Origin of the sequence: Hahella sp. HNIBRBA332, assembly GCF_030719035.1 — a bacterium.
Taxonomy (GTDB): Bacteria; Pseudomonadota; Gammaproteobacteria; order Pseudomonadales; family Oleiphilaceae; genus Hahella.
Genome location: NZ_CP132203.1, coordinates 731,905 through 755,541, shown reverse-complemented (window position 1 = coordinate 755,541; position 23,637 = coordinate 731,905). Strand labels below are relative to the sequence as shown.

The 23,637-nt window shown below is 53.9% G+C and carries 19 protein-coding genes; 2 read left to right on the top strand and 17 right to left on the bottom strand.

Going from position 1 to position 23,637, the window contains the following annotated elements; all coding sequences use genetic code 11:
• Positions 1 to 67 precede the first annotated feature (67 nt).
• Positions 68 to 2,128 carry a flagellin N-terminal helical domain-containing protein gene (locus O5O45_RS03640; protein ID WP_305903923.1) on the bottom strand — a complete coding sequence of 687 codons (2,061 nt, stop codon included), beginning with the start codon at positions 2,126 to 2,128 and terminating at the stop codon, positions 68 to 70.
• Positions 2,129 to 2,305: 177 nt separating this feature from the next.
• A complete protein-coding gene (locus O5O45_RS03635; protein ID WP_305903922.1) occupies positions 2,306 to 4,369 on the bottom strand; it encodes a motility associated factor glycosyltransferase family protein in 2,064 nt (687 codons plus the stop codon).
• Between the two features lie 571 nt (positions 4,370 to 4,940).
• Here O5O45_RS03635 and O5O45_RS03630 point away from each other — a divergent pair.
• Both O5O45_RS03630 and O5O45_RS03625 read left to right on the top strand, forming a co-directional pair.
• Positions 4,941 to 6,992 (top strand): flagellin N-terminal helical domain-containing protein, encoded by a 2,052-nt coding sequence (locus O5O45_RS03630; protein WP_305903921.1) that lies wholly within the window; start codon positions 4,941 to 4,943, stop codon positions 6,990 to 6,992.
• A 35-nt stretch (positions 6,993 to 7,027) separates the two neighbouring features.
• Positions 7,028 to 9,028, top strand: a complete 2,001-nt coding sequence (locus tag O5O45_RS03625) for a tetratricopeptide repeat protein (RefSeq protein ID WP_305903920.1) — start codon at positions 7,028 to 7,030, stop codon at positions 9,026 to 9,028.
• An 87-nt stretch (positions 9,029 to 9,115) separates the two neighbouring features.
• On the opposite strand, the gene O5O45_RS03620 is transcribed toward O5O45_RS03625, so the two are convergent.
• The 15 genes from O5O45_RS03620 to O5O45_RS03550 form a co-directional block, all read right to left on the bottom strand.
• Positions 9,116 to 9,769 (bottom strand): LbetaH domain-containing protein, encoded by a 654-nt coding sequence (locus O5O45_RS03620; RefSeq protein ID WP_305903919.1) that lies wholly within the window; start codon positions 9,767 to 9,769, stop codon positions 9,116 to 9,118.
• A gap of 2 nt (positions 9,770 to 9,771) precedes the next feature.
• Positions 9,772 to 10,539, bottom strand: a complete 768-nt coding sequence (wbuZ, locus tag O5O45_RS03615) for a glycosyl amidation-associated protein WbuZ (RefSeq protein ID WP_305903918.1) — start codon at positions 10,537 to 10,539, stop codon at positions 9,772 to 9,774.
• The gene (hisH, locus tag O5O45_RS03610) at positions 10,533 to 11,147 is read right to left on the bottom strand and encodes an imidazole glycerol phosphate synthase subunit HisH (protein WP_305903917.1); all 615 of its coding nucleotides are present in this window, start codon (positions 11,145 to 11,147) and stop codon (positions 10,533 to 10,535) included. The genes wbuZ and hisH overlap by 7 nt, the downstream gene beginning before the upstream one ends.
• Positions 11,144 to 12,313, bottom strand: coding sequence for an N-acetyl sugar amidotransferase (locus O5O45_RS03605; protein WP_305903916.1), 1,170 nt, complete (start codon positions 12,311 to 12,313; stop codon positions 11,144 to 11,146). Before O5O45_RS03605 ends, hisH begins: the two co-directional genes overlap by 4 nt.
• Positions 12,314 to 12,367: 54 nt before the next feature.
• The gene (locus O5O45_RS03600) at positions 12,368 to 13,144 is read right to left on the bottom strand and encodes an oxidoreductase (protein ID WP_305903915.1); all 777 of its coding nucleotides are present in this window, start codon (positions 13,142 to 13,144) and stop codon (positions 12,368 to 12,370) included.
• Positions 13,145 to 13,197: 53 nt separating this feature from the next.
• The gene (locus O5O45_RS03595) at positions 13,198 to 14,079 is read right to left on the bottom strand and encodes a hypothetical protein (protein ID WP_305903914.1); all 882 of its coding nucleotides are present in this window, start codon (positions 14,077 to 14,079) and stop codon (positions 13,198 to 13,200) included.
• A 41-nt stretch (positions 14,080 to 14,120) separates the two neighbouring features.
• Entirely contained in the window at positions 14,121 to 14,981 is an 861-nt protein-coding gene (locus O5O45_RS03590; protein ID WP_305903913.1) for a class I SAM-dependent methyltransferase, read from the bottom strand.
• 166 nt (positions 14,982 to 15,147) lie between these two features.
• Positions 15,148 to 16,464 (bottom strand): glutamate-1-semialdehyde 2,1-aminomutase, encoded by a 1,317-nt coding sequence (locus O5O45_RS03585; protein ID WP_305903912.1) that lies wholly within the window; start codon positions 16,462 to 16,464, stop codon positions 15,148 to 15,150.
• A 19-nt stretch (positions 16,465 to 16,483) separates the two neighbouring features.
• Complete coding sequence (locus tag O5O45_RS03580) at positions 16,484 to 17,209, bottom strand: acylneuraminate cytidylyltransferase family protein (RefSeq protein WP_305903911.1); 726 nt, start codon at positions 17,207 to 17,209, stop codon at positions 16,484 to 16,486.
• Positions 17,210 to 17,243: 34 nt separating this feature from the next.
• Positions 17,244 to 18,299 carry a nucleotidyltransferase family protein gene (locus O5O45_RS03575; RefSeq protein WP_305903910.1) on the bottom strand — a complete coding sequence of 352 codons (1,056 nt, stop codon included), beginning with the start codon at positions 18,297 to 18,299 and terminating at the stop codon, positions 17,244 to 17,246.
• A gap of 263 nt (positions 18,300 to 18,562) precedes the next feature.
• Complete coding sequence (locus tag O5O45_RS03570; protein ID WP_305903909.1) at positions 18,563 to 19,198, bottom strand: acetyltransferase; 636 nt, start codon at positions 19,196 to 19,198, stop codon at positions 18,563 to 18,565.
• Positions 19,191 to 20,282 (bottom strand): N-acetylneuraminate synthase, encoded by a 1,092-nt coding sequence (gene neuB / locus O5O45_RS03565; RefSeq protein WP_305903908.1) that lies wholly within the window; start codon positions 20,280 to 20,282, stop codon positions 19,191 to 19,193. Before neuB ends, O5O45_RS03570 begins: the two co-directional genes overlap by 8 nt.
• Entirely contained in the window at positions 20,279 to 21,463 is a 1,185-nt protein-coding gene (gene neuC / locus O5O45_RS03560; RefSeq protein ID WP_305903907.1) for a UDP-N-acetylglucosamine 2-epimerase, read from the bottom strand. Before neuC ends, neuB begins: the two co-directional genes overlap by 4 nt.
• Positions 21,460 to 22,644, bottom strand: a complete 1,185-nt coding sequence (locus O5O45_RS03555; RefSeq protein ID WP_305903906.1) for a LegC family aminotransferase — start codon at positions 22,642 to 22,644, stop codon at positions 21,460 to 21,462. The genes neuC and O5O45_RS03555 overlap by 4 nt, the downstream gene beginning before the upstream one ends.
• Positions 22,637 to 23,620 carry an NAD-dependent 4,6-dehydratase LegB gene (locus O5O45_RS03550; RefSeq protein ID WP_305903905.1) on the bottom strand — a complete coding sequence of 328 codons (984 nt, stop codon included), beginning with the start codon at positions 23,618 to 23,620 and terminating at the stop codon, positions 22,637 to 22,639. Before O5O45_RS03550 ends, O5O45_RS03555 begins: the two co-directional genes overlap by 8 nt.
• Positions 23,621 to 23,637: the final 17 nt, after the last annotated feature.

Genomic DNA, 23,637 nt, shown 5'->3' with positions numbered 1-23,637 from the left:
GCATGTCTTAACGCTTAAACCGGCCGGAAGAGAACATCCGGCCGGTATTTCACGTTAGTTCACTCCGTTACTGCAGGAGCGACAAGACTTGCTGGGGTCTTGCATTAGCCTGCGCCAATATCGAGATACCGGCTTGCTGCAGTACCTGCGCCCTTGACAACGCGGCGGTCTCAGAGGCGAAGTCTGCGTCCCTGATCCGGCTGTTGGCGGAGTTCAGGTTCTCGTTGTTCACTTCCAAGTTCGCAATCGTGTTCTGGAAACGGTTCTGGATCGCGCCCAGTTCCGCTTGCTTGGACGTTACGGTCTGCAATGCGTTATCCACTGCTTTCAGAGCCGCTTCAGCGCCAGCTACCGTTGAGATGTCTACATCTTGCAGCAGGGAGCCGCTCTCAGCGCCGCCGAATGTACCGATTCGCAGACCCGCTTTCGCCAGGCCGGCAGAGTTGGTGTTAGATTCAACATCTATTTGACCGCCAGACAACAGCGTCACAGAGCTGACAAAGGTCGTGGTGGTGATGCTGGCCATCGCTGTGGCGCCACTGATGTCGATGTTACGACCGTCCGCAGCCACCAGAGTAAAGGAGTCAGAGTCCAGTACTTCCGCAGTAACGCCAGTCTGGCCGGATTTCTGGTTGATCGCGTCAATGATCGCCGCCTGCTTCACAGCAACGTCGTCAGTGGTGCTGAAGCTCGCAGTGATGGAGACGCCGTTGACTGTGATCGTAGCGGACTCTGTTGTGGTCGTCAGGTTGCCTGAGTTAACACGGTTCTCATTAGCTAGCGCGGTAACGCCAGTCTGATCAGACGAACGGTTGATCGCAGCCGCTTTCGCGATGGCGCTACCGTCCGCATTCGCAGTAGAAGCCGTGTCGTCAGTGCTCAAGCTGGGCCCGATACCCACGTTGTTGATGACGATGTCACCAGTCACCAAAGCAGTAGTGGTGCCATTATCGCTCACAATACCTGCATTATTTCCGCTGAAAGTGCCCACTTCAAAACCGGCGTTATCAATGTTTCCAGTTGTAGTGGTCAGAGCGATGTCGCTGCCATCGTCGCTTGAAAGCGAGTAGGTGCCGACATAGGCGTTACCCAAGGAGCTTGCGGCGGCCAGACCAAAGGTGGCCAAGGTGTTGCTCGTAGTTTCGGTCAATACGATGTTACGACCGTCGTCTGCCACCAGAGAGATACCTTTGGCAGTGTCGCCATCGAAGACCGCACGCACGCCAGTGGCGCCGGATTTTTCATTAATGGCGTCTGCTGTCGCTTGCAGGTTCTGCTCGACAGTCAAGGTGGTGCCTTTACTCAGGCTGATGCTGACGCCGTTCAGGTTCAAGGACACGTTCGCCGCAGTCGCGTCAGCGGTCGTGGTGCCAGCGACATAGTTTGCATCGACAGTCGCGGTGACGCCAGTCTGATCGGATACATCATTAATCGCCGCCGCTTTGGCGATGGCGCTGGAAGCTGCATGACTGGTGGAAGCCGTGTCGTCAGTACCCACAGAGGCGCCCACGGAGATACCGTTAATGACGATGTCCCCTGCAACCATTTCATTGCCGGTGCTGCCTACAACCAGAGCGGTCGTAGTCGTTCTGCTGGAAATACCGCTGGTGTCCGCTGTTCCCAAAGTGCTGGTGTCCAGCTTGGAGATGGACACGCTAATGGTGTTCCCCAAATTGGCGCCAGTCTGGAATACGGAATTCTGGAAAGAGCCGTCAAGCAGTTTCTTACCGTTGAAGTTGGTAGTTGCAGCGATGTTTTCAATCTCGCTGATCAGCTGGCCAACCTCTTCCTGCAAGGCTTCACGGTCGATAGTTGAGTTAGTGTCGTTCGCAGATTGCAGTGACAGCTCACGAATACGCTGTAAGCTGTCTTTCATTGAACTCAATGCGCCTTCAGCGGTCTGCGCCAATGAGATCGCGTCTCCCGCGTTACGAACCGCGACGTTGGTGCCGCGAATCTGAGCGTCGAAACGTGTTGAAATCGCCAGACCTGCCGCGTCATCTTTTGCGCTGTTGATGCGGAGACCCGAGGAAAGCCGCTGCAGCGCCGTATCCCCTGACCGCTGTGAAGCGTTCAGGTTACGCTGCGCATTCAACGACGCAATGTTGGTATTAATTATTTGAGGCATATTTGCTTCTCCTGTAACCCTTCTCACTCGGTTAAGAGGTTCTCGCTTCTACACAGCTGGGCCGGTCGAACTGCGCTAACCCGTTGTCCTTAGTAACGGCTTCAGGAGAAGATTCTTTAGTTAATTTTTGCCTGCTCTTTGTAATGAAATGTAAGCCTTAAACCCATAATGTCGCACTCACGCGAAGTCGTCTGGATCATTAATCGAACGGCACACCCAGGGATCTGTGGCGAGGTCGAATTTTTTATACATAACCTGAAGAAAATGTTTATGTACATCAAGGAGAAAGCGCAGCATAGTCTGTCTCCACTCCTCCATGAAAGTCAGCCTCTCCGTATCATTCTGAATGGCCAGCGCATGCGCAAAGCCGATATAAAGAAAATGCCTGATAGAGCCCCGCAACAGGAAATAAAATTCTTTAGCTTTAACTTGCACCTGATCTTCCATGTAAGTGTTAATGCGGTTACAGACTCTGTTCATTTCATCCTTGGTGGTAATGGGCGCCTGCAAAAATGTGGAAACATCGTCGCTGAACTGTCCGAATAAGACATTTAAGCGGTCTCGCTTCTTCTCAAGCACGTCTACCGGTATTTTTTCGTGCTGCGACGCGTAGAGGTAATCCACCACCTTCTGCTTCTTGTCGCTGCTCTCGTTGAGCGCCGTCAGGGAAATCGGTAATGGTCCGGGCGCCACCCACTCAGCGCCTTCAATCTTGGCCCCATGAGAGAAGTTGTAGACTTTGCCTCGCTCCGGGAAGTCACGCAGGCTGTTTTCCGCTTTGCGTTTGGCGGCGAAATATTGCGGTGACGTCAATACGGAGCCGCCGTCAACGCCCTCCACCTTAAACACATGCTGACCGTCGTAATCCACGCTGCGCTTGAACGCTTCATGGGCGTCGTCGTCGTAATAGATCGAGCTTTGCGCATGGTGATGGCGTCTGTCTGTGAAGCCAAAGTCCATTCCAAACAATAAGATATTCTTGAATCCATAATGTAGCGCCCACGCTAACCCGAGGTTGGTGCAAGTGGGCGTTCCCCCGCGGATGATCTGCCCATGCTCGGAAAACATGGTCGCCAGCCCACACTCTTCTTTGATGTAGGCGCGCCGTTCGCCAAACAATTGGTAAACGATCGGACTGATATGAATAGGCGCGATGACCTTTATTGAATTCAAATAATCAGGATCTTTAAGTCGCTCCAACTGCCCCACCACATACTGATAGTCAGACTCCAGCTCGACATGAATATCCGGCTTGATTCCCATGGGATGCAGCGCCGTAATGGACGAACCGCATGAAATGATCAACGCGCCGCGCTGCTGCATCTCCCGTAACTGATCAATGCGCAAGTCGAGGGAGGGGCCCGCCCCGACAATGCACACCGGCACATCAGTAATGTCGTTGACAGGCGGCGGCAATAGTTCAACGCCGCTATATATATTGTGCGCCGCCTGATTGAGCTGATTGACCTCATCATCGTAATTGCCCCAGGAAACCAGGAACACATACAGGTCGTCGCACACTTTCTCAGATAAATTATCGTGAGACTTCAAGCCGCGATGGTTATAAAACAGCGTCGCGAGAGGAAACGCCGGCGGCGTCGTAACCAGGTTATTCCACAGCAGCGCCCACTGTGAGTATTCGTCTTCCTGCCCGCCCAGCAGAAAGTGAATGGTGCGCCCTTCCGCGCCGTCATACTTGCTGCAGATCTCCGCCCAGTCGACGGCGTACAGACTCGCGGCGAAATGGTCCAGATTAGGTTCAAAAACCACGGCGTAGTTGACCTTGTGCTGTTCCAGGAAGGCCTCAATGTGATAACCCACGCCGCACCCGAGGAAGACAATACAGGGATAGGAGTCGCCCAGCCAAAAGTGATTGAAGTTCGACTTATTAATGGGAGACTTCCGAATAATGGCGTCGGCGGCTTTGAAGAAAAACCTTGGGAAGCAGTAATCGCCGGGAAACGGCGGGTCAATGGAAACCACCTTGCCGCCTTCACTATAAGCCTTGGTGAACTCTTTAATTTCGTTTAACGCATAGGCCTTGGCTTTACCATCGTAAACGGAACGACCTTCATCGTGAATATCCACTTCGCCTGCGTCAGGGATGATATTCAGCTTGGCTTTTTTCATCTGATAGTTCAGGAAGTGCTTATAAATGCCGGGAAAGTGATCTTTGAAGTAGGCTAAATTCTTTTCCCTGCGCTCGATGAAAGGCTTAAGTATTTCCGCTTGATCGGTCATTGCTTCTATCTCTTTTTTAGTTTTTCCGAACGAGAAAATTGGGACGGCAATTTTCCGTCACTCGAAAAATTTTTAGTGAACAGACAAAGTTAGCGTAGCAGTGATCTGGCCATTACTCCTGTTTTCGCCACTTTTAACTCCTTTAGACCTTAGACTCGGCAATTATCATGCCGCCATATCCACAGCCGCTTGCAAACGGGACGCATCAGGTTGCGCCGCCTTTCTTTGCAAGGCCATGCCATCTATATAAGGAAGCGCCCCGTGGACTCCTCTATTTTTCCCTTGGCGGCAAGCGGCAACTTTTTGACCGCTGCTTGGCAAACTCCTGCCAAAATCCTCGGCCCCTTCTTCTTTGAAAACTTATTCGCATTTTTTTGTGATTAAAAATCAAACACATAAAATTTCGCAATAGTTCTGGCAATGCTTTTGCATAGGCAGTGGAAACGTCCCTGTCTGCGCAATTTTTATTCGCATACAGGGGCAGGCAAAGTCAGGTAGCCGGTTGCTACGCATCCGAGCGGCTCTTACGAAGGAAACGGCCCGGCTGGTATAGACGCAATAGGGGGAAGTTATGCCTCAGATAATTAATACCAACATCGCCTCGATTAACGCGCAGCGAAATCTCAACAATTCGCAGTCAGCCAACCAGACCGCTCTGGCGCGCCTGTCATCGGGTCTTCGTATCAACAGCGCGCGGGACGACGCAGCCGGTTTGGCGATATCCACCCGCTTTACCTCTCAGGTACGAGGATTAAGCGTCGCTATCCGCAACGCCGGCGACGCCGTGTCGCTGTCGCAAACAGCGGAAGGCGCGCTTGGCGCGATGAGCGAAAACCTCCTGCGTATTCGCGACCTGGCGCTGCAATCCGCCAACGCCACTAACAGCGGGCTGGATCGCAAAGCGCTTAATGAAGAGGTCAACCAGCTGCTTCAAGAGATCAAGCGGGTATCGGAGCAAACCAACTTCAACGGCACCAAATTGTTGGACGGCACCTTCACAGACGTGACCTTCCAAATCGGCGCTAACGAAGGAGAGTCGGTCACCTTCGGTATTGAGGGCGCTACCGTGGACAAACTGGGAGCAGCGGAAACCGACGGCATATCCTCGGAACCAGAATCCGCCGCCCTCGCCGCAGGCGACCTGGTGATCAACGGCATCGCCATCGGCGCCTCCACCGGTGTTGACGACGCGTTCTCCAGCGCCAACCAGGACCAGAGCGCCATCGCCAAAGTGGCGGCCATCAATAAACTGACCGAGTCCACCGGCGTAGAAGCCGTGATTAACGGCACCTACGTCAGCGGCTCCACCACCTTTATCGCCACTACCCAGTCAGCGTCCGTGACGATAAACGGCGTGGCGATCGCTGTGACCATCTCCTCTAACCTGTCATCACAGGTCAACCTCGAGAACGTCGCAGCGGCGATCAATGAAAAATCCGGACAAACTGGCGTTACCGCCACCTTTGACGGTAACCCGACGGTCGGCATCAGACTGACAGCGGAGGATGGCCGTAACATTGTCATCCAAAGCACCGCCCTCAACTCCACCGCTTTCGGTTTACCACCGTCCGACACCACCGCCTCCGCAGCAATCACCTATACGGGCACCTTTACGCTCATATCCCGCGACGGCAGCGCCATCGGGCTTGACACCACAACCGGCAACATAGGTAACGCGGGCTTGTCGGTAGGCACTTTCAGCGGCAATAACAGCGGAGCCATCAGCGACCAAGTGGACGCTAACCCATTCGCCGCCGGAGATTTGGTTATCAACGGCGTTCCCATCGGTCCAACGCAAACTAACTTTGACACATCCTCCAGCACGCAGACTGACTCCAGCGCCATCGCCAAAGCCGTGGCCATCAATAAGGTCAGCGACCAGACCGGCGTCGTCGCGGAGGTAAACGATACGATCCAGAACGCCACCGCATTGGTGACCGGCAGCGCACAAAACTTCAACTTCCAGATCAATGGCGTGCAGATCAACATCTCCTACGGCTCTAACGACACCGTGGCGGATGTGCAAAGAACGGTTATCACCGCGATCAACAACAAGTCCGGACAGACCGGGGTGCAAGCGGAAGCCTTCGGCAGCAGCTATAGAATGATTGCCGACGATGGCAGGAATATTCAGATATCCAACGCGTCCACAACCACATCTTTGATTGGATTGGGCACTGTAGACACCGTTACCGCCAGCACCATCACCCTGCTCTCGGCCGGCGCCATCGAATTGGATACGCTGACCGGTCAGATAGAAAAGAGCGGGTTCGAAGTCGGCACGTACGGCTCCAACTCCACCGGACAATTGGTGCAAAACATCGACATCTCCACGGTAGATGGCGCCATCCTGGCTCTCAGCGCGGTGGACAACGCGTTGAACACTATCAACTTCCAGCGCGCCAATCTCGGCGCGATACAGAATCGCTTCGAGTCGACCATCTCCAACCAAGCGATCGCTTCAGAAAACCTGACCGCCGCCAACTCGCGAATCCGCGATGCGGACTTCGCGGCGGAGACCGCCGAGTTGTCCCGAACCCAGGTATTGCAGTCAGCCGGATTGTCGATTCTGGCCCAGGCTAATGCACAGCCGCAGCAGGTGCTGCAGCTGCTGCAAGGCTAAACAGAGATTGAATTGAGCTAGCAGAGGTAAGAACCATGCAGGCAACAGCGCAAGCAAACGAAAAACTTCAATCCACCCGTGTTGAAGCCGCCCATCTACTGATAGAGGCGAACGAGATATACCGCGCTTCCAATCGCCCAGGGGCGTCGCATCAACAGCGCAGTGAGGACAGAAGCGCCGCCAAAACGTTGATAGAGCAAGCACTGGCGCTGGAACCAGGGCAAGCCTCGGCGCTGGGCCTGCTGGGACGAATAGAACTGGATGAAGGACGGCTTAATGAAGCGCGCCGGTTCTTCAACCAAGCGTTGGCCCAAGACCGTAACGCGCCGCAACTGATCGCCAACCTTGGCTATCTGAACCTGATGGAAAATCAGCCCGCCCAGGCGGAGCAATATTTCCAGCAGGCGCTGCAGCAAGATAAAAGCTACGCTGCGGCCTTTCTGGGAATCGCGCACTGTCAGGCCGCAATGGGCAATTACGACATTGCCTATATGCACTACAGGCGCTTACTGGAATACGGTCTGAAGTGGCCCACTCTGTACGCAGGCATGATCAAGTGCTGCGCCCATCTGCAGGTAGAGCGACGCTCCGAAGTTATCGAGCGCGACTTGATCGATCTGTTGCAGCAAGAGGATCTGCCTCATCAGAATCTGGCTCGCCTTACCGCTCAGGCGCTGACGTTGAAATACGATCTGCGCAACCCTGACGTGTGCATTGATATCAATGACGCCGCCCAGGACCCATTACTGCTGTTGGCGCTGACCAGAACTGTCATGCCCAATGCAGATGTGGAGCAGTTCATCACCTTGATACGCAAAGCCATCCTTGAAGAAGTGATGGCCTCCGGTGAATTACGCGAAGGACTGCAGGAGCTGGCCATCGCCATTGGCGTCTATAATGTCGCGACCGGCGGAGCCCTCTATGCCACCGAAGACGAAACCTATCAAATCAGCGACTTAAACAGAAAAATTCTACTCTCCTGCACAACGGAAAACAGCGTGACGGATATCGCCGGCGCTCTTATCATCGCCGCCATGTACGTTACTCTCTTCCCGCAAGCCTATTCGCGCTACTTGTCGGCTTTCTCCCTGAACGACTGGCCAGACGCAATGCAAACGCTGATGGAGGCCAGCTTCTACTTGCCAATGGAAGACGAAGGTTACAAACAAGGGTTTCAGGAAAAACAACTGGAGCTGCTGGAAGACGCCGCGGAAGTCGCTATGGCCTGCCCAGTGTGGCGCAACATAGAGTTCTTCAGCGAGCAATCGTTGCGCAAACAATTGGAAAGCGTATTAGGCGCACGGGCGCAACAGTTACCCGAACGCCTGTGCGCCATGATTCTCGGCGCCGAGTCGTCACAGCGTGCAGTGGAGTTCGCCCGCTACTTTGATGACGTGGATGTTATCGCCGTCGACGAAAATCTGGCGAACCTCGCTTTTGGCGCCCGCAAAGCGGAGCAGTACGATCTGGAAAATATCGTGTTCTGGCCCTACTCCATCGCTCAACGCTTTATTGACGACGGGTCCACGATTCACTTCTTGAAGATTGAGAAGTTTCCCTCACTGAGCGAGGCGGAGTTTAACCTGATCGAGAGCATCAAAAGAATGGTGTGCAAGGGCGGCGTCGTACAGGTTTCAACTGGCGACAGCGAGTTAACCCAGGTAACGGATAAGGCTCAAAGTATTATTGAGCACTATCGGCTGACGCGTCGCTCCAATGATATCCGCTTGCTGCGCTGCGCCATCATCGAAAATGCAGATGATCCCGCCTGGGCGCCATTACTCAGCCATCCGCACTTTTACAACCTGACAGGGTGCCGCAGCACCTGGTTCGCCGGTGAAGACCGCGCGCAGATTCAGTCAGTGCTGACTTATCTCAGCAATGAGGTGGACTGGAAGCTGGCGCAAGTCAAAGACCGGGACGATAAAGTGCAACCCTCAGGCCCAATATTGAAACAACTGCAGACCGAAGTATTCGGGGCTGATATCGGCAAAGTTATTGGCCACGATCTCAAGCTGTATTTTGTGAAAAGGTAAAAGCCACTATCGGCGGGCTGAACAGCCCGCCGCTTTTTTTTGCCTCATGCGCCTTCCCTTGCATCCCGCCAACATCAAACTCACTTCTCAACCAAACTTGACCCGTCGATTATCCAGCTTGTTAGGCAACATCCGGCAGTCAGGAAATTTCCCCACGACCAGACTGCTATCCGGCGTATCGATGCCTTGCACGAACGCTTCGGCGGCGAATGTAACATTAGCGCCGACGCGGCAGTTACCAATCAACTTGGAGCCGGAACAGAACACGGCGCCCTCTCCAATCGTTGGGTAGTCGCCGCGATAGGTGGAGCCAATGGTCACGCCCTGATACACCGTCAGATAATCGCTGTAAGAAGCTGAGCCCAACACCGTTCCAAGCGGATGCACCAACAGGAAGATACGCGGCAGCTCCACGCCATAGAAAGCGTCTACCCCGTGTAAGGCTTTATTAAGAAGAAACGCCTTTTCCGCCAGCGTCACCTGACTGTCACGGTAGGCCTGGTTAGCGAGAAAATACAAAAAGGTAGCGTAATGATCGCCGTGGAGATGGTTAAACACGGCCTCGTCATTTTCGACATAGTATTTCAGACGAATATGGGAAAAGCAGAACTCCAGTCGCTTCAACGCTTCAGGTAAAGACTGCGACAGCGCCGCCTCTACACTGCGGCCATCCGGGAAAAAATGACCAAGCTGCTGACTGACATAATGAGCCAAACGCTCAGGGGCTAAAGATAGCTGCATGGTTATTTGATGAGCTTCATAGGAACGCCAGCGTTCAACAAGTGTGATCTGGCGCGAATGGGGTTGTTGTCGCCAAAGTGGAATATACTCGCGCACACCACGGCGTCCGCGTCCGCTTCCTGAAAGGCCGCGGCAAGATGCGCGAACGTGCCGGCGCCGCCAGCGGCAAGAACAGGCCGCTCGGTAACCGCTTTGGCGCACTTGATCATCTCCAGATCATATCCCTGCATCATGCCGTCGCGATCAATCGCATTGACGATAAACTCACCAGCGCCGCGCTGAGTCATATCACGAATAAACTCTTCCAGTTCACGCTCAGTTTTGTAACGCCCACAATGAGAATATAAACGGTATGCGTCACCTTCACGTTTCACATCCAGGCCGACGACAATACATTGGCGGCCAAAAATAGCCGACGCATCGTTAATCAAACCCGGATTTTCTAACGCGGCTGTCGTGATAACGACTTTATCGGCGCCGGACTGCACCAGGCGGCGCACGTGCTCCACTGAGTTCACACCGCCGCCGACGCTCAGCGGCATAAAACATTCGGAGGACACTTTATCGATGAGACTCAGCAATTGCTCAAAGTCGCTTCCCTGGCGGTTGGCGTCGACATCCAGAAACACCAGTTCATCCGCAAACTGAGCGTTATATATGCGAGCGGCGGAAACCGGATCGCCGGTGTCCCGAAAAGCGGAAAACTGCTTCCCCTTCACCATGCGCCCCTGACTCAGCAGCAGCATGGGAATAATGCGCTTTTTCAGCATTGTCCGTCCCACTCACAAAAATTTTCTAAAATTTTCAAACCGTTATCCTGGCTCTTTTCAGGGTGAAACTGCACACCGACAATATTATCCCGCCCGACCACGACGGGGAATGACGCGCCATACTCAGTTTCCGCGATCACATGGCGGCGATCTTGCGCAGCGAAGTAATAAGAATGCACGAAATAGAAGTCTACGTGCTTTTTCACCCCTTGAAAGATGGGGTGTTCCTGATGGTGAATCAGTGAATTCCATCCAACGTGCGGAACCGGAGCGTCGACTTCCAGATGGCGCACCACGCCGGGTATCAGATCAAGGCCGGCGTTCACGCCGCCCTCTTCGCCTTGCGTCGCCAACAATTGCATGCCAAGACAGACGCCCATCAACGGACGCCCTTGCTGAACGTGGTCATGGATCGCCTCCAGTAAGGCCGCCGAAGCCAGATTGGCCATGGCGTTACCAAAAGCGCCAACGCCAGGAATGATCAGGTGCGTCAGTTCGGCGAGCTGTTCAGGCGCTGCCACAACGTGAGCATCGTAACCCACGGCGTCAATGGCGTTGAGTACTGACTTGATATTGCCCATGCCATAATTCAATACGCCGATATTCATCCCGGCTCATCCTCACGGTACCATTTAATGGCGTCCCAAAGCGGTTCGCCGCGGACAGGATGATCAAAGTCAGGCTCGAAAGGTGGTATGACCATTCCTGACACGATTTCATTGAACTCCTGCTCGGTCAGCCCCACATACCCCAGGAAAATATCCAGAGACTCCGGTCGACGTCCATCCAGTTCATTCAATCGCTCCGCCTCTTCCAGAGAAATGCGGCCGCGGCGAAGTTTCATGGCGTTTATTTGCGTGATGCGGCTATAACCGCGCTTCAAATACTTGATGTAGTCGCGGGTTCCTTGCATAAAACATTCAATTTTTTCGCAAGTGGTGTTCACCGCTATCGGCGCGCTTTCCACCTCGTCCGTCCGCCAGCCCAGCTCTTCCTTGATCACCTTCACGTGTTTCTCATAATCCCAGGGAATAAAGCTTCCCAGGCAAACGGAGGCGTAGCCGATCCGCTTGAGGTCTTTCAGGCTAGGATAAGTGAACGGGGCCAGATCGCGGCGGTCAATGGGGTCTTCCGGCGAATTGATCATGCCGTACATGTCGTCCGCGGAGATGCCAAGGTTGCGGATCATATTGAATTTCTTCTCATCCTCGTACTCGATCTCGTCATTCAGATAATCGTAATACGCGGTGATCTCCGCCTGCGGTTCGCCCCAGATTATCAATGGTACATTGAACTTAACCGCAATCTGCATGGGGTATGAATAAATGCCCGTGTGACAGTGCCAGCAAAAGTCCGTCTTACGGCGGAAAGACTCCAGCATCAAACGTTTGACGATCTTCCAGTTGGGCGTGAACTCAATGACGTCCACCCCCAGCTTTTTGAACGTCCGCGTACAGTTTTCTTCAATAGTCGGGCGCATAAAGCCATGATTGAAGCGTACGACCAGCGGTTTGACGCCGTATTCCTTGACCAAATAGTAAAGCTGATAGGTGCTGTCTTTTCCTCCGCTGAACGGCACAATGCAGTCGTAATCGTATTTACCCCGATATTTCTCAATCAGCTGATCCAGCAACGTCTTGCGAGCGCCCCAATCAATCTGGTCCGCCTTGATCTCCCAGGAGCGACAGATATTGCACACGCCATTCGCATCAAATTCGATGGTTTCATAAGTCTCAGGCAGCAGGCACCGAGTACATCTCTTCAGCTTTTTCATAGCAGTATTCATAGCAATATTTATTCAGTTTAATACTTTTAAGAAGCGACGGATCTAGAGGCAGAAACCATCATCTACGATCAGGTTCCCGCCATTGATGTAACGTGAAGCGTCGGACAATAAAAACACCAGCGCGCCGCAGATATCGTCAGGGTCCAACATGCCTTTTTCGCTGCAATATTCCGCATAGGCCTGCAAAAAAGCTTCCGGTTGGCCGTCTGCAATGCCGCCAGGACTGATGGCATTGACCTTTACGCCTGTGCCGCGCAAGTACTTCGCCATGTAACGCGTGAGATGGATAAGCGCGGATTTAATCGCCGCATACTCCACCGGCATCGTCATCGTCGTCCCCTGATAAATATCGAAGCGGGGAGCCGTCACGCCATAGATAGAGGCGATATTCACGATGCTGCCGCCACCCCGCTGTACAAAATGCCTCGCGAACTGCTGTGACGCCAAAAAGTAGCCCCCCAGATGCAAAGACAGATTGCCGCAAAAGTCTTCATATTCCACATCGAAAAAGCTGCGGCCGTAATGCTTATTGCGGGGATAGGCGCTGTTAACCAAGGCGTTGATCGCGCCCATTGCGCGTTCGGTTTCAGCAATGGCGCTGAGGAGGCTTTCTTTTTCAGTGATGTCGCATTTGACGGCGCACGCCGACTCTCGGCCAAATTCGCTTTGCAGGCTCTCTGCAAAAGACTCAGCCTGAGATAAATCTATATCCGCCACCGCCACCCTGCCGCCGGCCTGCAGCACCGCGCGACAAAACTTCCCGCCAAGCAGTCCGCATCCGCCAGTGATAACGACGACTTTCCCTTCCAGTTGCTTCATACATTCATTCAACTTCTATAACGCCCTATCTATGTGACTGACTCTGACTGGCTTCACGGCACCATGACTTTGGCCTGCCCCTTCAGGACTGGCCCATGCTGCATATCAATGGATTTCCCAGCGAAGCGTTGTTGTGCGTATAGCGGCCATAACTCATGAGCCTGGGTCCAATGCAGCGGACTGGGCAGCAACAGCATCGTCGCGACATATCTGGGAGATTGAGGATCCCGAGAAAACACGCCGCGATGCAGGACATCCCGCGGTCTGAAAATCAGCGCCTCCCCCGCTTGCGTGCAGTGATCGTAGGGCTTGTAAACAATATTGGCGCGGTCGAAATACTCGCCCAGATCAGAGCGGCGTTCGTTGAGGGGAGGAAATGAATACCCCTGCTCCGCCAACTCATAGGTGACATTGACATCCAGCGCTTCCGTTCCAGCGCCGCTGATTTCTCCGCCAGTGAAATAAATAATGATCTTTATATGTCCGGTAGGCCCTGCGTCCCGATGCCAGCGATAGGAGACATCGTCCTCCACTTGCGTAGGGAATGTGCGATGAAAGCACAACGAGTGAACCATGTACTCGGACTGAAAGAAGTTCACCAGGATGCGGTCCATTTCCACGTTCAGCACCGCCCCATACATTTCCCTTATCCAGCCCGCATCATTCCGGTAGTCAAATCTAATGGTCTCCACATGTGGGTCCAACCAGGCGCTGCGATCATCATTCTGCAGGCTTCGCAACTGTTGCATGATGCGTTCAACATGCGCCGCATCCAAAACCTGCAGGCGATCAAAGCCGTTGTTGTAGAAAGATGAATATCCCGGCATGGTCAGATATCGGGTGAATGACTGCTGGCACTCCAGATGATACTGGCGACAACCGGTTCGCAGGTCATAGTGTTCTGACACTTGCCTCATGATTTCAGATGCGGACATAAAGCCTCCCCCCCTGATATGCGTCAGTCCCAGAATTCGCTTTACTTCAGCCGGAAGATCGTCATGATGTCGTAGGTTTTGCCCTCAAACTCTGGATGGGCGTCCTCCTGAAAAATAACCCGGTCAATGGAGGTTCCGAACAAGGCCAGCAACTCATTGGTATGTTTGAACTTGGTGCCCGCAGTGACATGGGGTTTGTTGTTGGCTTTCGACCATTGCTCCCAGTACGCCTCATCCACAATTTCCTGCACCTGGCAGCCAATAGCGATGTGAGCGCCAGGCTTGGCCACCCGCAAAACTTCCTGCGCCGCCTTCTTGTTGTCTTTGCTGTATGCCAGCACCCAGCCAAGGATAATGATGTCAAAAGAGTGGTCCGGATAAGGCATGGCGTGCATGTCGCCAGCGTCGATATAGGGAGAAAAGCTGAACAGATCCAGACCACGGATATTATTTTCGTTGAAGCCGGAAGATATCAGGCAAAGCAGCTCCGACTCTGAACGCGGCCCAACTGTCAGCACTCGCATTTTCGGCATGTTTCGCGCAATGTAGCCGATCTGGCACAAGGGAGCGATCAAGCGCTCCGGGCGATTATGAGTGACATCATCCGCCAGACAGGACATGTTGTATTCAATGCAGTTATCGATAACGGCGGAGTCGACGTTCGCCGCCCGCTCGATACTCTCGCGATTCACCTGGGCCATACGGTTACGGGTCAGTATCATTCGCACTGCCGGCACTTTCAGCAGGTCTATCGGGCTCTGATTGAGGTGGGCGTTAATGTCCGCCAGATCCTGTTGAGACAACGTCACCGGCGGCAGCTTGGCGGGTTTGGGCGCAGATTGTGGGGTCTGCGTTATAGGTTGAATCTCTACAAAGTCATCGTGTGGATTGTGAGTTTTCATGGATTCCTCTCTCGCACAGGCTGCTGTTCTTTGCCGGGGGTGACGAAAATTTGTCTCGCCCGCCAGTTCTTTATAGTGACTGCAATTGGTACGCCATTGTATTTTCGAGCGCCAGCCGTCCGCCCGCGTCGAAAAACGCCGTATATACAATGTTATATAGCTGAGATCAGTTATATTTGCGAAAAACAGGTTTGATGATGGGCCCTTCCAGAAAGTTCTCCCATCCGGACTCCAGCGCTTGCGCGTATACCCTCAATGCGTTTTTTACCGCACTCAAGGTTTGCTCCAGCTCAGCTTCGCCATGCTCGCGACACAAGGCGATCCATGGCATCAACACGCCCTGCCGGATCATTTCCTGGTTGAATAGCGTGCGCAACGCCATCGAAGAATTTCCACCGCTATCCAACGTCAGATAACCCGGAGAACAGTCTATGCCTTCAACGCGAAAGTAATCCGCCACTCCTGCTTCCGCCGCCAGAGCGTTCATACCGGACTTCAGTTTGGCCCCGTATGACCAGATATGATTAACAACATCACGCTCCCGCAACATGGCCGCCGTTTTCACAAACGCCCCCAGTCCGCACATTTCCGCGCCATGGGTCGTGGATAGCAAAAACAAGCGCTCCGCACCGCTCTTTTCAATAGAGCCCAGCTCCATGATCTCTCTGCGTCCGGCCACCGCCGCCACCGAAAAGCCGTTGGCCATGGCTTTGCCGAATGTGCAGAGGTCCGGTTTAATGCGATATTTATGCTGCGCCCCGCGCAGATCCCACCGAAACCCTGTAATCATTTCATCAAGGATAAAGACAGCGCCATGGCTCGCGCACAAGCGCTGCACGTCATGCAGAAAGGTTTCTCCTTCGTGAGTAGCCGACGGCGCAGGATGCTCCGTTGTCGCGGGCTCCATGACGACACAGGCAATTTGTTGCGGGTAAAGGGCGAAGAGTTGCTCCAGTGACGCCAAATCGTTGTAGTTAAAGCATTTGGTCTGCTCTACCACATTCTGCGGAATCCCTCGCGTCAAAGGCGTTGAGCCGATAAACCAGTCATCATAGGAAAAAAATGGGTGTTGCCCGCAGCGCGCAATCAGATCGCGCCCGGTATAAGCGCGCGCCAACTTCACCGCCGCCGACACAGCGGTAGAACCGTTTTTGGTAAACTTGACCATATCCACGGCGTCGATCATGTCCACCAGCAGTTCCGCCGCCTCCAGCTCTACAATCGACGCCCGGGTGAGATTGTTGCCGGCCCAGATTTGTTCAATGGCGGCCATACTCACCGCTTCATCCGCATACCCCAGAATCACCGAGCGTAGCGCCATACCGTAATCCAGATAACGCTTATTGTCCGGGTCAAATACATAAGCGCCTTTGCCGGAAGTAAGAATCTGCGGCGCGTTGGCGGGAAACTGGTCAAAACCTCGGGAGTAGGTATGCGCCCCACCAGGAATGACATTCAACAATCGGCTTTGATAATCAGACATAGGGCCACGCTCAATGGGTTCACATAGACTTCAATTCTTCTCTGCGCTGCATGACAGCTTCCACGCAGATGAAGTCCGTTAAAGTGTCCACGTCCAGGGCTTTCCACTTAGGCACCACGTAAGGCAGAGTTCGATCATGGTAGAAACCGCCTTTCTCACGTAAAGCTTCGACTTTGGAGATGTAGAGGGTCCCGTCAAAGTAATACACGTCAGGAATATCCTGTCGACGCGGCATGGCGGCGAAGTCTCCGCCTTGATAAGGAACCAGCAAGCCGCTTTCATTGATCACCGCGCAATACACTGGATGGTGAACATCGACATCCGCCACCCCGACAATCGCTTGCGCTTCCTGCGATCCAAACAGCATTTCCAACGCCTTATCCACATCGGTCGCCTCAGTGAGCGGAGACGTCGGCTCAAGCAGCACTAAATAATCATAGGATTCGCCATGCAGCTGGCACCAATCCAGGGTATGCAGCAGTACCGGCGCTGTCGGCGCGCAATCGCCCGCCAGCTCATTGGGTCGCAGGAAAGGAACCTCCGCGCCCTGACTCTTCGCCACCTCAGCAATTTCAGGCGAGTCCGTCGACACCAATACCCGGTCCACATAACGGGACTGAAGGGCCGCCCTGATTGGCCACCCCACCAAAGGAACGCCGCATAAGGGACGAATATTTTTACCGGGAAGCCCTTTACTGCCTCCTCTCGCGGGAATGACCGCCAGTACGCGTTTACCATCTATCATAACGGCGCCTGTTGGCTAACCAAGGTAAAACGGCTCACGCGAAATCCTCCATGTAGTCTTTCTGCGCTTTTTCAAAATCGTTCATGCGACCGATGTCCAGCCAGTACTCGTGAATGGGGAACATCGCCACATCCTTCCGGCTTTCCATCAACTGTTGCAACAAAGTCGGCATATCCAGGTGCTGCTCGGGCTTGATATCCCGTATCACTTGCGGCTCCAGAACATATATGCCGGCATTGACGAAATAAGAGTGCGTGGGTTTTTCTACAATACTGGTAATACGTTGATCCTCCGCCTGTACAACCCCGTATGGCACCTGAAACTCGTACTCGCGCACGCACAATGTCGCGGCCCCTCGCTGCTGCTGGTGAAAGCGCAGCAAGTGTTCGAAGTTCACACGGGTAAGAATGTCGCCATTCATCACCAATACCGGTAAATCAGGCATGTCGTTCGGCAGCAGTCCCAACGCACCACCGGTGCCCAGAGGCGTGTTCTCACGCACATACTGAATATTGACGCCCCACTTGGAGCCATCGCCAAAGTAGTCCATCACCATTTCCGGCTTGTAATACACCGAAATATAGAAATTAGAGAAACCAGACGAGGCGAAGCTCTCCAGTATGTTTTCCAAAATAGGCTTATTGCCGACTTTTAAAAGCGGCTTGGGGCAGTTGTTGGTTAACGGACGCAAGCGCGTTCCCAAACCACCCGCCATCAGCATGACAGGATTGTCGTAGCGCGGTTGCTGCGCGATATTCAGCAGAGTTTCCAGCCCCACTACCCGACGCTGACTGTCAACGACAGGGATATGGAGCAGTTTGCGCCGTTCCATGATGGTGAGAATGCGCGCCCGCGAATCATTGATTTCCGCGACTTTCGGCTCGCTTTCCATAATTCGCACGACAGAAGCGGACAAAGGGGTGTGATTGATCAGCGCCCGGCGCACATCACCATCAGTCACCGTGCCCAACAGCCTTTGTTGCTCGTCGACAACTAAAGCAATGCGCAAAGTGGCTTTTTCTATGACCTCTATCGCCTGTTCAATACTTGCTTGCGGCTGGATCAATACCTGACGCCAATCGGCACACATACTTCTACCCTCCAAACCAGTCGGATAAATCCCGCTGGACCGACCCGATTACATATATGGCAACACAGCAATCTTCGTTCCAGTCCCTCCGCCTTTGATATGCGCCCCGTTCAACGCTTGGCGCGTGGAGGCGAAGAAGAGTGAATTGGCGACGCGTTGCATAATTGTTAATCGGCTTTTCTCCTTTATTCTTTAGTGGCGGTTACGCTTTCGCCACAGTCCGTTACAAAGGCGACACAAGGCAAAAGCGTGGATTTGCCGCATCAGGAGATCAAATTGCTTTTAGGCGGCGCCAGTTTGCCGTGTGAAGGTATGTCTTTTGCCGCTACGGCGCCGGCTCCAACCAACGCATTAACGCCAATATGAACCTGCGGCAGGACGGTCGCATGACTGCCGATAAACACGCCGTTCTCTGTTTGCACGCCTCCGCATAAGACTGCTCCTGGCGCAATATGATTGTCCGAGCCTACAACGCAATCATGCTCTATGACCGCGCGGGTATTAACGATGGTATTGGGGCCAATGACGCAGCCCGGCTGCAGAATAGCTCCCGCCATTATCTGACAGCCCTCCCCCAACCTAATATCATCAGAAAGAACGGCATAAGGATGTATCAATGTAGGAAAGCGGTACCCTTGGGAAGTTAACTGGGCGAAAAGCTGGTTGCGCGCCGTCTTGCCCGGCAAATATCCCAGCGCATTAACCAGATTCACCGTTGAGGGGTCATAATCGCTCAAGCGTTCATCACCTCCCAACACTTCCACTCCACGCCACAATTGCGTTCCCTGTGCAATACTTGGGTCCAGTACGCCAATGACTTCCGCGCCGTTTAGGACGAGAATATCTATCAACACCCGAGCGTGTCCGCCTCCTCCGATCAGCAGCACTGGCTTATTCACAAATAAGCTCCCCAGCCTGATAGTCCCGAGTCGCAGAGCCGCCCAGCAGCTGCCAGTACAGGAAGGGAGACATGCCCCCGCCAGGTCGGCTGACGGCGATGTTCAACGTATCGAAAGGCTCCCCTTTTTTAATAGCTCGCGCAGCCACCAGGCTTTTCCTGGCGACTTTTCGGTTATCCACTTCCGCTTTGCTGGGAACTTTGACCGACTCTCCCAGCGCCAGCTCAATGGCCCGGATGCCCGCCACCATTTGCTGCAACTCGTCAGGCTCCAGCGACGCCCGATGATCCGGCCCCGGCAGGTTGCGATCCAGAGTAAAATGCTTTTCCACGGCGTCAGCGCCCAGCGCCGCCGCCGCCAATGCGATGGCGACGCCTTGCGTATGATCAGAGTACCCCGTCCTGACCCCAAACGCTTGTCGATAGGTCTGCATGACCGGCAATCGCACATCGTCAAACGGCGTCGGATAGTCCGTCGTACAGTGCAGCAAGGTCACTTTGGCGCGAACCGCCTCGCGCCCTTCACGGCATCCCCAGGCGGCTTCGAAGGCTTCCGGGGATGGTGGTTCTCCACTTTCCGCCAACAGCCCGAAGGCCAACGCGCTCAACGCAGACTCAACCTCGCCCAGAGTAGCCATGCCGGTAGACAGAATGAGGCGTCCATTCTCCGAAACTCGAACAGCCGCCGCATGCTCAAGGAGAAAAGGCGCGTTGGTGATTTCGCCAGAGGGAATCTTCAATTGTTCCACGCCCAGCTCATCCACCAGAAACTTCAGACTGCGGCTCTCAAATGCGGTAGACATAAACCCGATTTCACGACGCTCGCACTCATCCCGCAAGCGCCGAAAAACCGCGTAGTCCAGCTCCAGCTGACGCAGCATTTGCAGTTGCGATTCCTCCGCCAGGGCTCCCCGTTTCTGATACGTCGCTTTGGGCGCCGCCGCGGTGGCCAACAGATCCGCTTTGAACGTTTGAAACTTCACAACATCGGCGCCAGCAACGCTCGCCACCTCAATCAGCTGATACGCCATGGCCTCATCGCCGTTATGGTTCACGCCGGCTTCCGCAATGATCAGCGTCTTCACTCCACATCTCCTTGCGGCAGGTCGTAAAATGGTTTGAGCAATAGCGCCTTTAATGGAGCCTGTTTGAGAACCGCTGCAATTTGTCGGGCAGTATCGCCACCGCCATATGGCGGCGTCATCCCGTTCAAGCTCGCCACGAATGCAGGCTCCAGCGCACGAGAGATCCCTTGGACAATACTGGCGCGCCCTTCTTTGCATTGGATGACGGATGCCGCTTGCAAGCGTCCCCCTTGCCTATCGCCGATGTTCACTGTAGGCCGCCCCAGCGCTGGCGCTTCGATCAAACCACTGGATGAGTTGCCGACCACCGCGTCAGCGCAACGCATGACGCTCAGATACAGCAACTGGCCAAGGGAAGAGGACACCACCACGTTGTCTCCACAGCGCTCCTGATAACGATGCAGACAATCAATCAGATCGCGGCCATAGGCATCGGCATTAGGATAGGTAAAGATCTTGAGCGCGTCCGGGTATTCATCCAGCGCAGACAGCAGCGTCTGCATCGACTCCACCGGCGCGGTCTCGCTGAGCGTCTCAGGGTGATAAGTGATCAGTAAAACTGGGCGGTCCATATGGACATTTAACTGGGCCGCCACCTCGTCTTTGCTCAACAAGGGCAGGCGTCGGATGTTCTCTACCCCAGGCGCGCCCACGTTAAACACTCTTTGCGGATTTTCACCGAGTTGAATGACTCGGCGGCGGTAAGCTTCCGCCGCCACAAAATGTAATTGCGACATCTTGGTGATAGCGTGGCGAATGGACTCATCCACGGCCCCTTCCGTCAGTTCTCCCCCATGAATATGAGCGATGGGAATACGCGCCAGCATAGCCGCCTGCGCCGCCGCCAAAGCCTCAAAGCGATCTCCGAGCAACACCAGAAGATCCGGCTGTAGCCGTGCATAGGCGTCCGCCAAACCGATGACCCCCAGGCCAACGGATTTGCTGATCGCCTGAGGCGAGTCTCCAGACAACAGCATCTCCACCTTTTCTGATATGCGCAATCCGTCCGCCTCGATTTGCTTCCATGTGGAACCAAACTCTGGGGAAAGATGCATGCCTGTCGCCACCAGTTGCAAAGTCAGCGCTTCATCCGTCTCTATCTCTTTCAGCAACCAATACAACAGGCCATAGTCAGCGCGTGCGCCAGTCACGACACAGATTTTTCTTCGGGATGTCGTCATGGCCTTTGAACCACGCTGCTGGGGAGATTGACCAGCCTGCGCGAAAGCTCAATGGAAACCGTCAATCCATCATGGGCGCAGCCCTCAAACATTGGCAGCTCATGCAGCAAACGCCAGACTGGGCGCATCTGTACGGACTCATTCAGGGCTGCTTCAAGTAACGCGGTTTTCTCCTGTTCACTCGACGTCAAAATAGCGTTCAGCCAGTAATTCGAGCGACATTCCAATGGCTCTTCCACAAAGGCCAAGGGCATTCCCGCCAGATTGAAGAAGTCACGATAGGTGTGCGCCAGCTCTCGCTTGGCCTCAATAAACTCTTCAAGTTGCTCAAGTTGAGCGCAGCCCAGCGCCGCATTCAAGTTGGGAAGACGGTAGTTGTATCCCAGTTCCGGATGAAAAAACTCATAGGGATGAGGCTGTTTTGCCGTCGTGGATAAAAACTTGGCGCGTTTGGCGAAGCGTTCATTATTGGTCACAATAACGCCCCCTCCGCCGGTGGTGACCACTTTGTTGCCGTTGAAGCTAAATACTCCCATGTCGCCAAATGTCCCCGTGTGGCGACCTTTGTAGAAGCTGCCCAGCGACTCGGAAGCGTCCTCCACCAGCTTTACTCCCCATTCCTGGCAAACATCTCTAATCTGATCGATCCGGCAGGGATGGCCAAACACATGCACTGGAACGCAGGCTTTTATCACCGCCCCCGTACCCTGATTGATCGCCCCCCCACCCTCCTTGCGGGCGTTGTTCTCCAACCAGTTTCGTAATGCATCCGCGCTCATGCCTAACGTATCTTTGTCAACATCCACCATCACAGGCTTCGCCTGACAGTATAAAATCGCCGCCCCAGTAGCGACGAAGGTTAGCGCCTGGGTGATGACTTCATCTCCCGGCTGCACATCGCACAGGAGCAACGCCAGATGCAGTGCGGCCGTACCATTCACCGCGGCGACGGCGTAGCCCGCCCCGGTGTACTCAGCAATCTGGCGCTCGAACCTGTCAACGAAAGCCCCCACGCTGGAGACAAAGGTTGAATCAATCGCTTCATTCACATATTGCTTATCAAGCGCGCTGAATCTCGGTTCATGCAAGGGAATCATGCCCTCGTTGGGAAAGGCGTTGCGAATAAAATCAAACAGAGGTTTGTATTTCTGGCGATGGTCAGAGGACAAGAGATCAGACATTGTAGATATCCGCTTTATACCGTCGCAGGTTCTCAGGGCGCGTAAACCAGTCGATAGTTTTGCGCAGTCCTTGCTCAAGGGTATATTGCGGTTCATACCCAGTGAGGCTTTTAATCAAAGAGTTATCACATTTAAGACGAAAGACTTCCGAATTTGCCGGTCTCGCGCGCTGCTGATCCGACTCCAGCACAACTTCCGCCTGCATCAGCCGACAAATCAGTTCAAAGGTATCGCCAATGGAGATCTCCGTATTGGAACCAATGTTGACGACCTGACCAATAGCCTGATCACATTCCGCCAACTCAATAAAGCCCATGCTAGTGTCTTCAACGAAGTTAAAGTCCCGCGTAGGCGTGGGGTCTCCTAACTTGATCGACGACTTACCCGAGGCGATTTGAGAGATGATGGTGGGAATAACCGCCCTGGCGGACTGCCTGGGACCATAAGTATTGAACGGTCTCGCCACCGTCACCGGCAGCTGAAACGCATTATGGAAACTCAGCGCCATGGACTCAGCGCCTATTTTGGAAGCACTGTAGGGAGACTGCGGCTGTAAGGGATGCTTCTCATCGATTGGTGCGTACTTGGCGGTGCCATAAACCTCCGAGGTTGACGCATGCACAAGTCGCCCGACGCCATTGAGCCGGGCTCCTTGGCAAATATTCACCGTCCCGCGGATATTGACGTCGACGTAGGTATCCGGAGCGGTATAGGAGTATGGAATGCCAATCAGCGCAGCAAGGTTAAAAATCACATCCACGCCCTTGGTAAGTTGGATGCAATAATGCGGATCACGGATATCGCCGTTCCACACATCCAGATCCTTCAGGCAGGCGGACTGCTCCAGCCACCCCCAGTCATTAAACGAGTTGTAATAGCTGAGCGCGCGGACTTGGTATCCTCTCGCATGCAGCATCTCCACCAAATGCGAACCGATAAATCCGTCCGCCCCTGTCACTAGCGCTGTTTTCATCATGAATATTCTTCAGGCCT

Excerpts from the sequence above, each read along its gene's own strand:
- O5O45_RS03640 (WP_305903923.1), bottom strand. The coding sequence starts at position 2,128 with ATGCCTCAAATAATTAATACCAACATTGCGTCGTTGAATGCGCAGCGT.
- O5O45_RS03635 (WP_305903922.1), bottom strand. The coding sequence starts at position 4,369 with ATGACCGATCAAGCGGAAATACTTAAGCCTTTCATCGAGCGCAGGGAA.
- O5O45_RS03630 (WP_305903921.1), top strand. The coding sequence starts at position 4,941 with ATGCCTCAGATAATTAATACCAACATCGCCTCGATTAACGCGCAGCGA.
- O5O45_RS03625 (WP_305903920.1), top strand. The coding sequence starts at position 7,028 with ATGCAGGCAACAGCGCAAGCAAACGAAAAACTTCAATCCACCCGTGTT.
- O5O45_RS03620 (WP_305903919.1), bottom strand. The coding sequence starts at position 9,769 with ATGCAGCTATCTTTAGCCCCTGAGCGTTTGGCTCATTATGTCAGTCAG.
- wbuZ (WP_305903918.1), bottom strand. The coding sequence starts at position 10,539 with ATGCTGAAAAAGCGCATTATTCCCATGCTGCTGCTGAGTCAGGGGCGC.
- hisH (WP_305903917.1), bottom strand. The coding sequence starts at position 11,147 with ATGAATATCGGCGTATTGAATTATGGCATGGGCAATATCAAGTCAGTA.
- O5O45_RS03605 (WP_305903916.1), bottom strand. The coding sequence starts at position 12,313 with ATGAAAAAGCTGAAGAGATGTACTCGGTGCCTGCTGCCTGAGACTTAT.
- O5O45_RS03600 (WP_305903915.1), bottom strand. The coding sequence starts at position 13,144 with ATGAAGCAACTGGAAGGGAAAGTCGTCGTTATCACTGGCGGATGCGGA.
- O5O45_RS03595 (WP_305903914.1), bottom strand. The coding sequence starts at position 14,079 with ATGTCCGCATCTGAAATCATGAGGCAAGTGTCAGAACACTATGACCTG.
- O5O45_RS03590 (WP_305903913.1), bottom strand. The coding sequence starts at position 14,981 with ATGAAAACTCACAATCCACACGATGACTTTGTAGAGATTCAACCTATA.
- O5O45_RS03585 (WP_305903912.1), bottom strand. The coding sequence starts at position 16,464 with ATGTCTGATTATCAAAGCCGATTGTTGAATGTCATTCCTGGTGGGGCG.
- O5O45_RS03580 (WP_305903911.1), bottom strand. The coding sequence starts at position 17,209 with ATGATAGATGGTAAACGCGTACTGGCGGTCATTCCCGCGAGAGGAGGC.
- O5O45_RS03575 (WP_305903910.1), bottom strand. The coding sequence starts at position 18,299 with ATGTGTGCCGATTGGCGTCAGGTATTGATCCAGCCGCAAGCAAGTATT.
- neuC (WP_305903907.1), bottom strand. The coding sequence starts at position 21,463 with ATGACGACATCCCGAAGAAAAATCTGTGTCGTGACTGGCGCACGCGCT.
- O5O45_RS03555 (WP_305903906.1), bottom strand. The coding sequence starts at position 22,644 with ATGTCTGATCTCTTGTCCTCTGACCATCGCCAGAAATACAAACCTCTG.
- O5O45_RS03550 (WP_305903905.1), bottom strand. The coding sequence starts at position 23,620 with ATGATGAAAACAGCGCTAGTGACAGGGGCGGACGGATTTATCGGTTCG.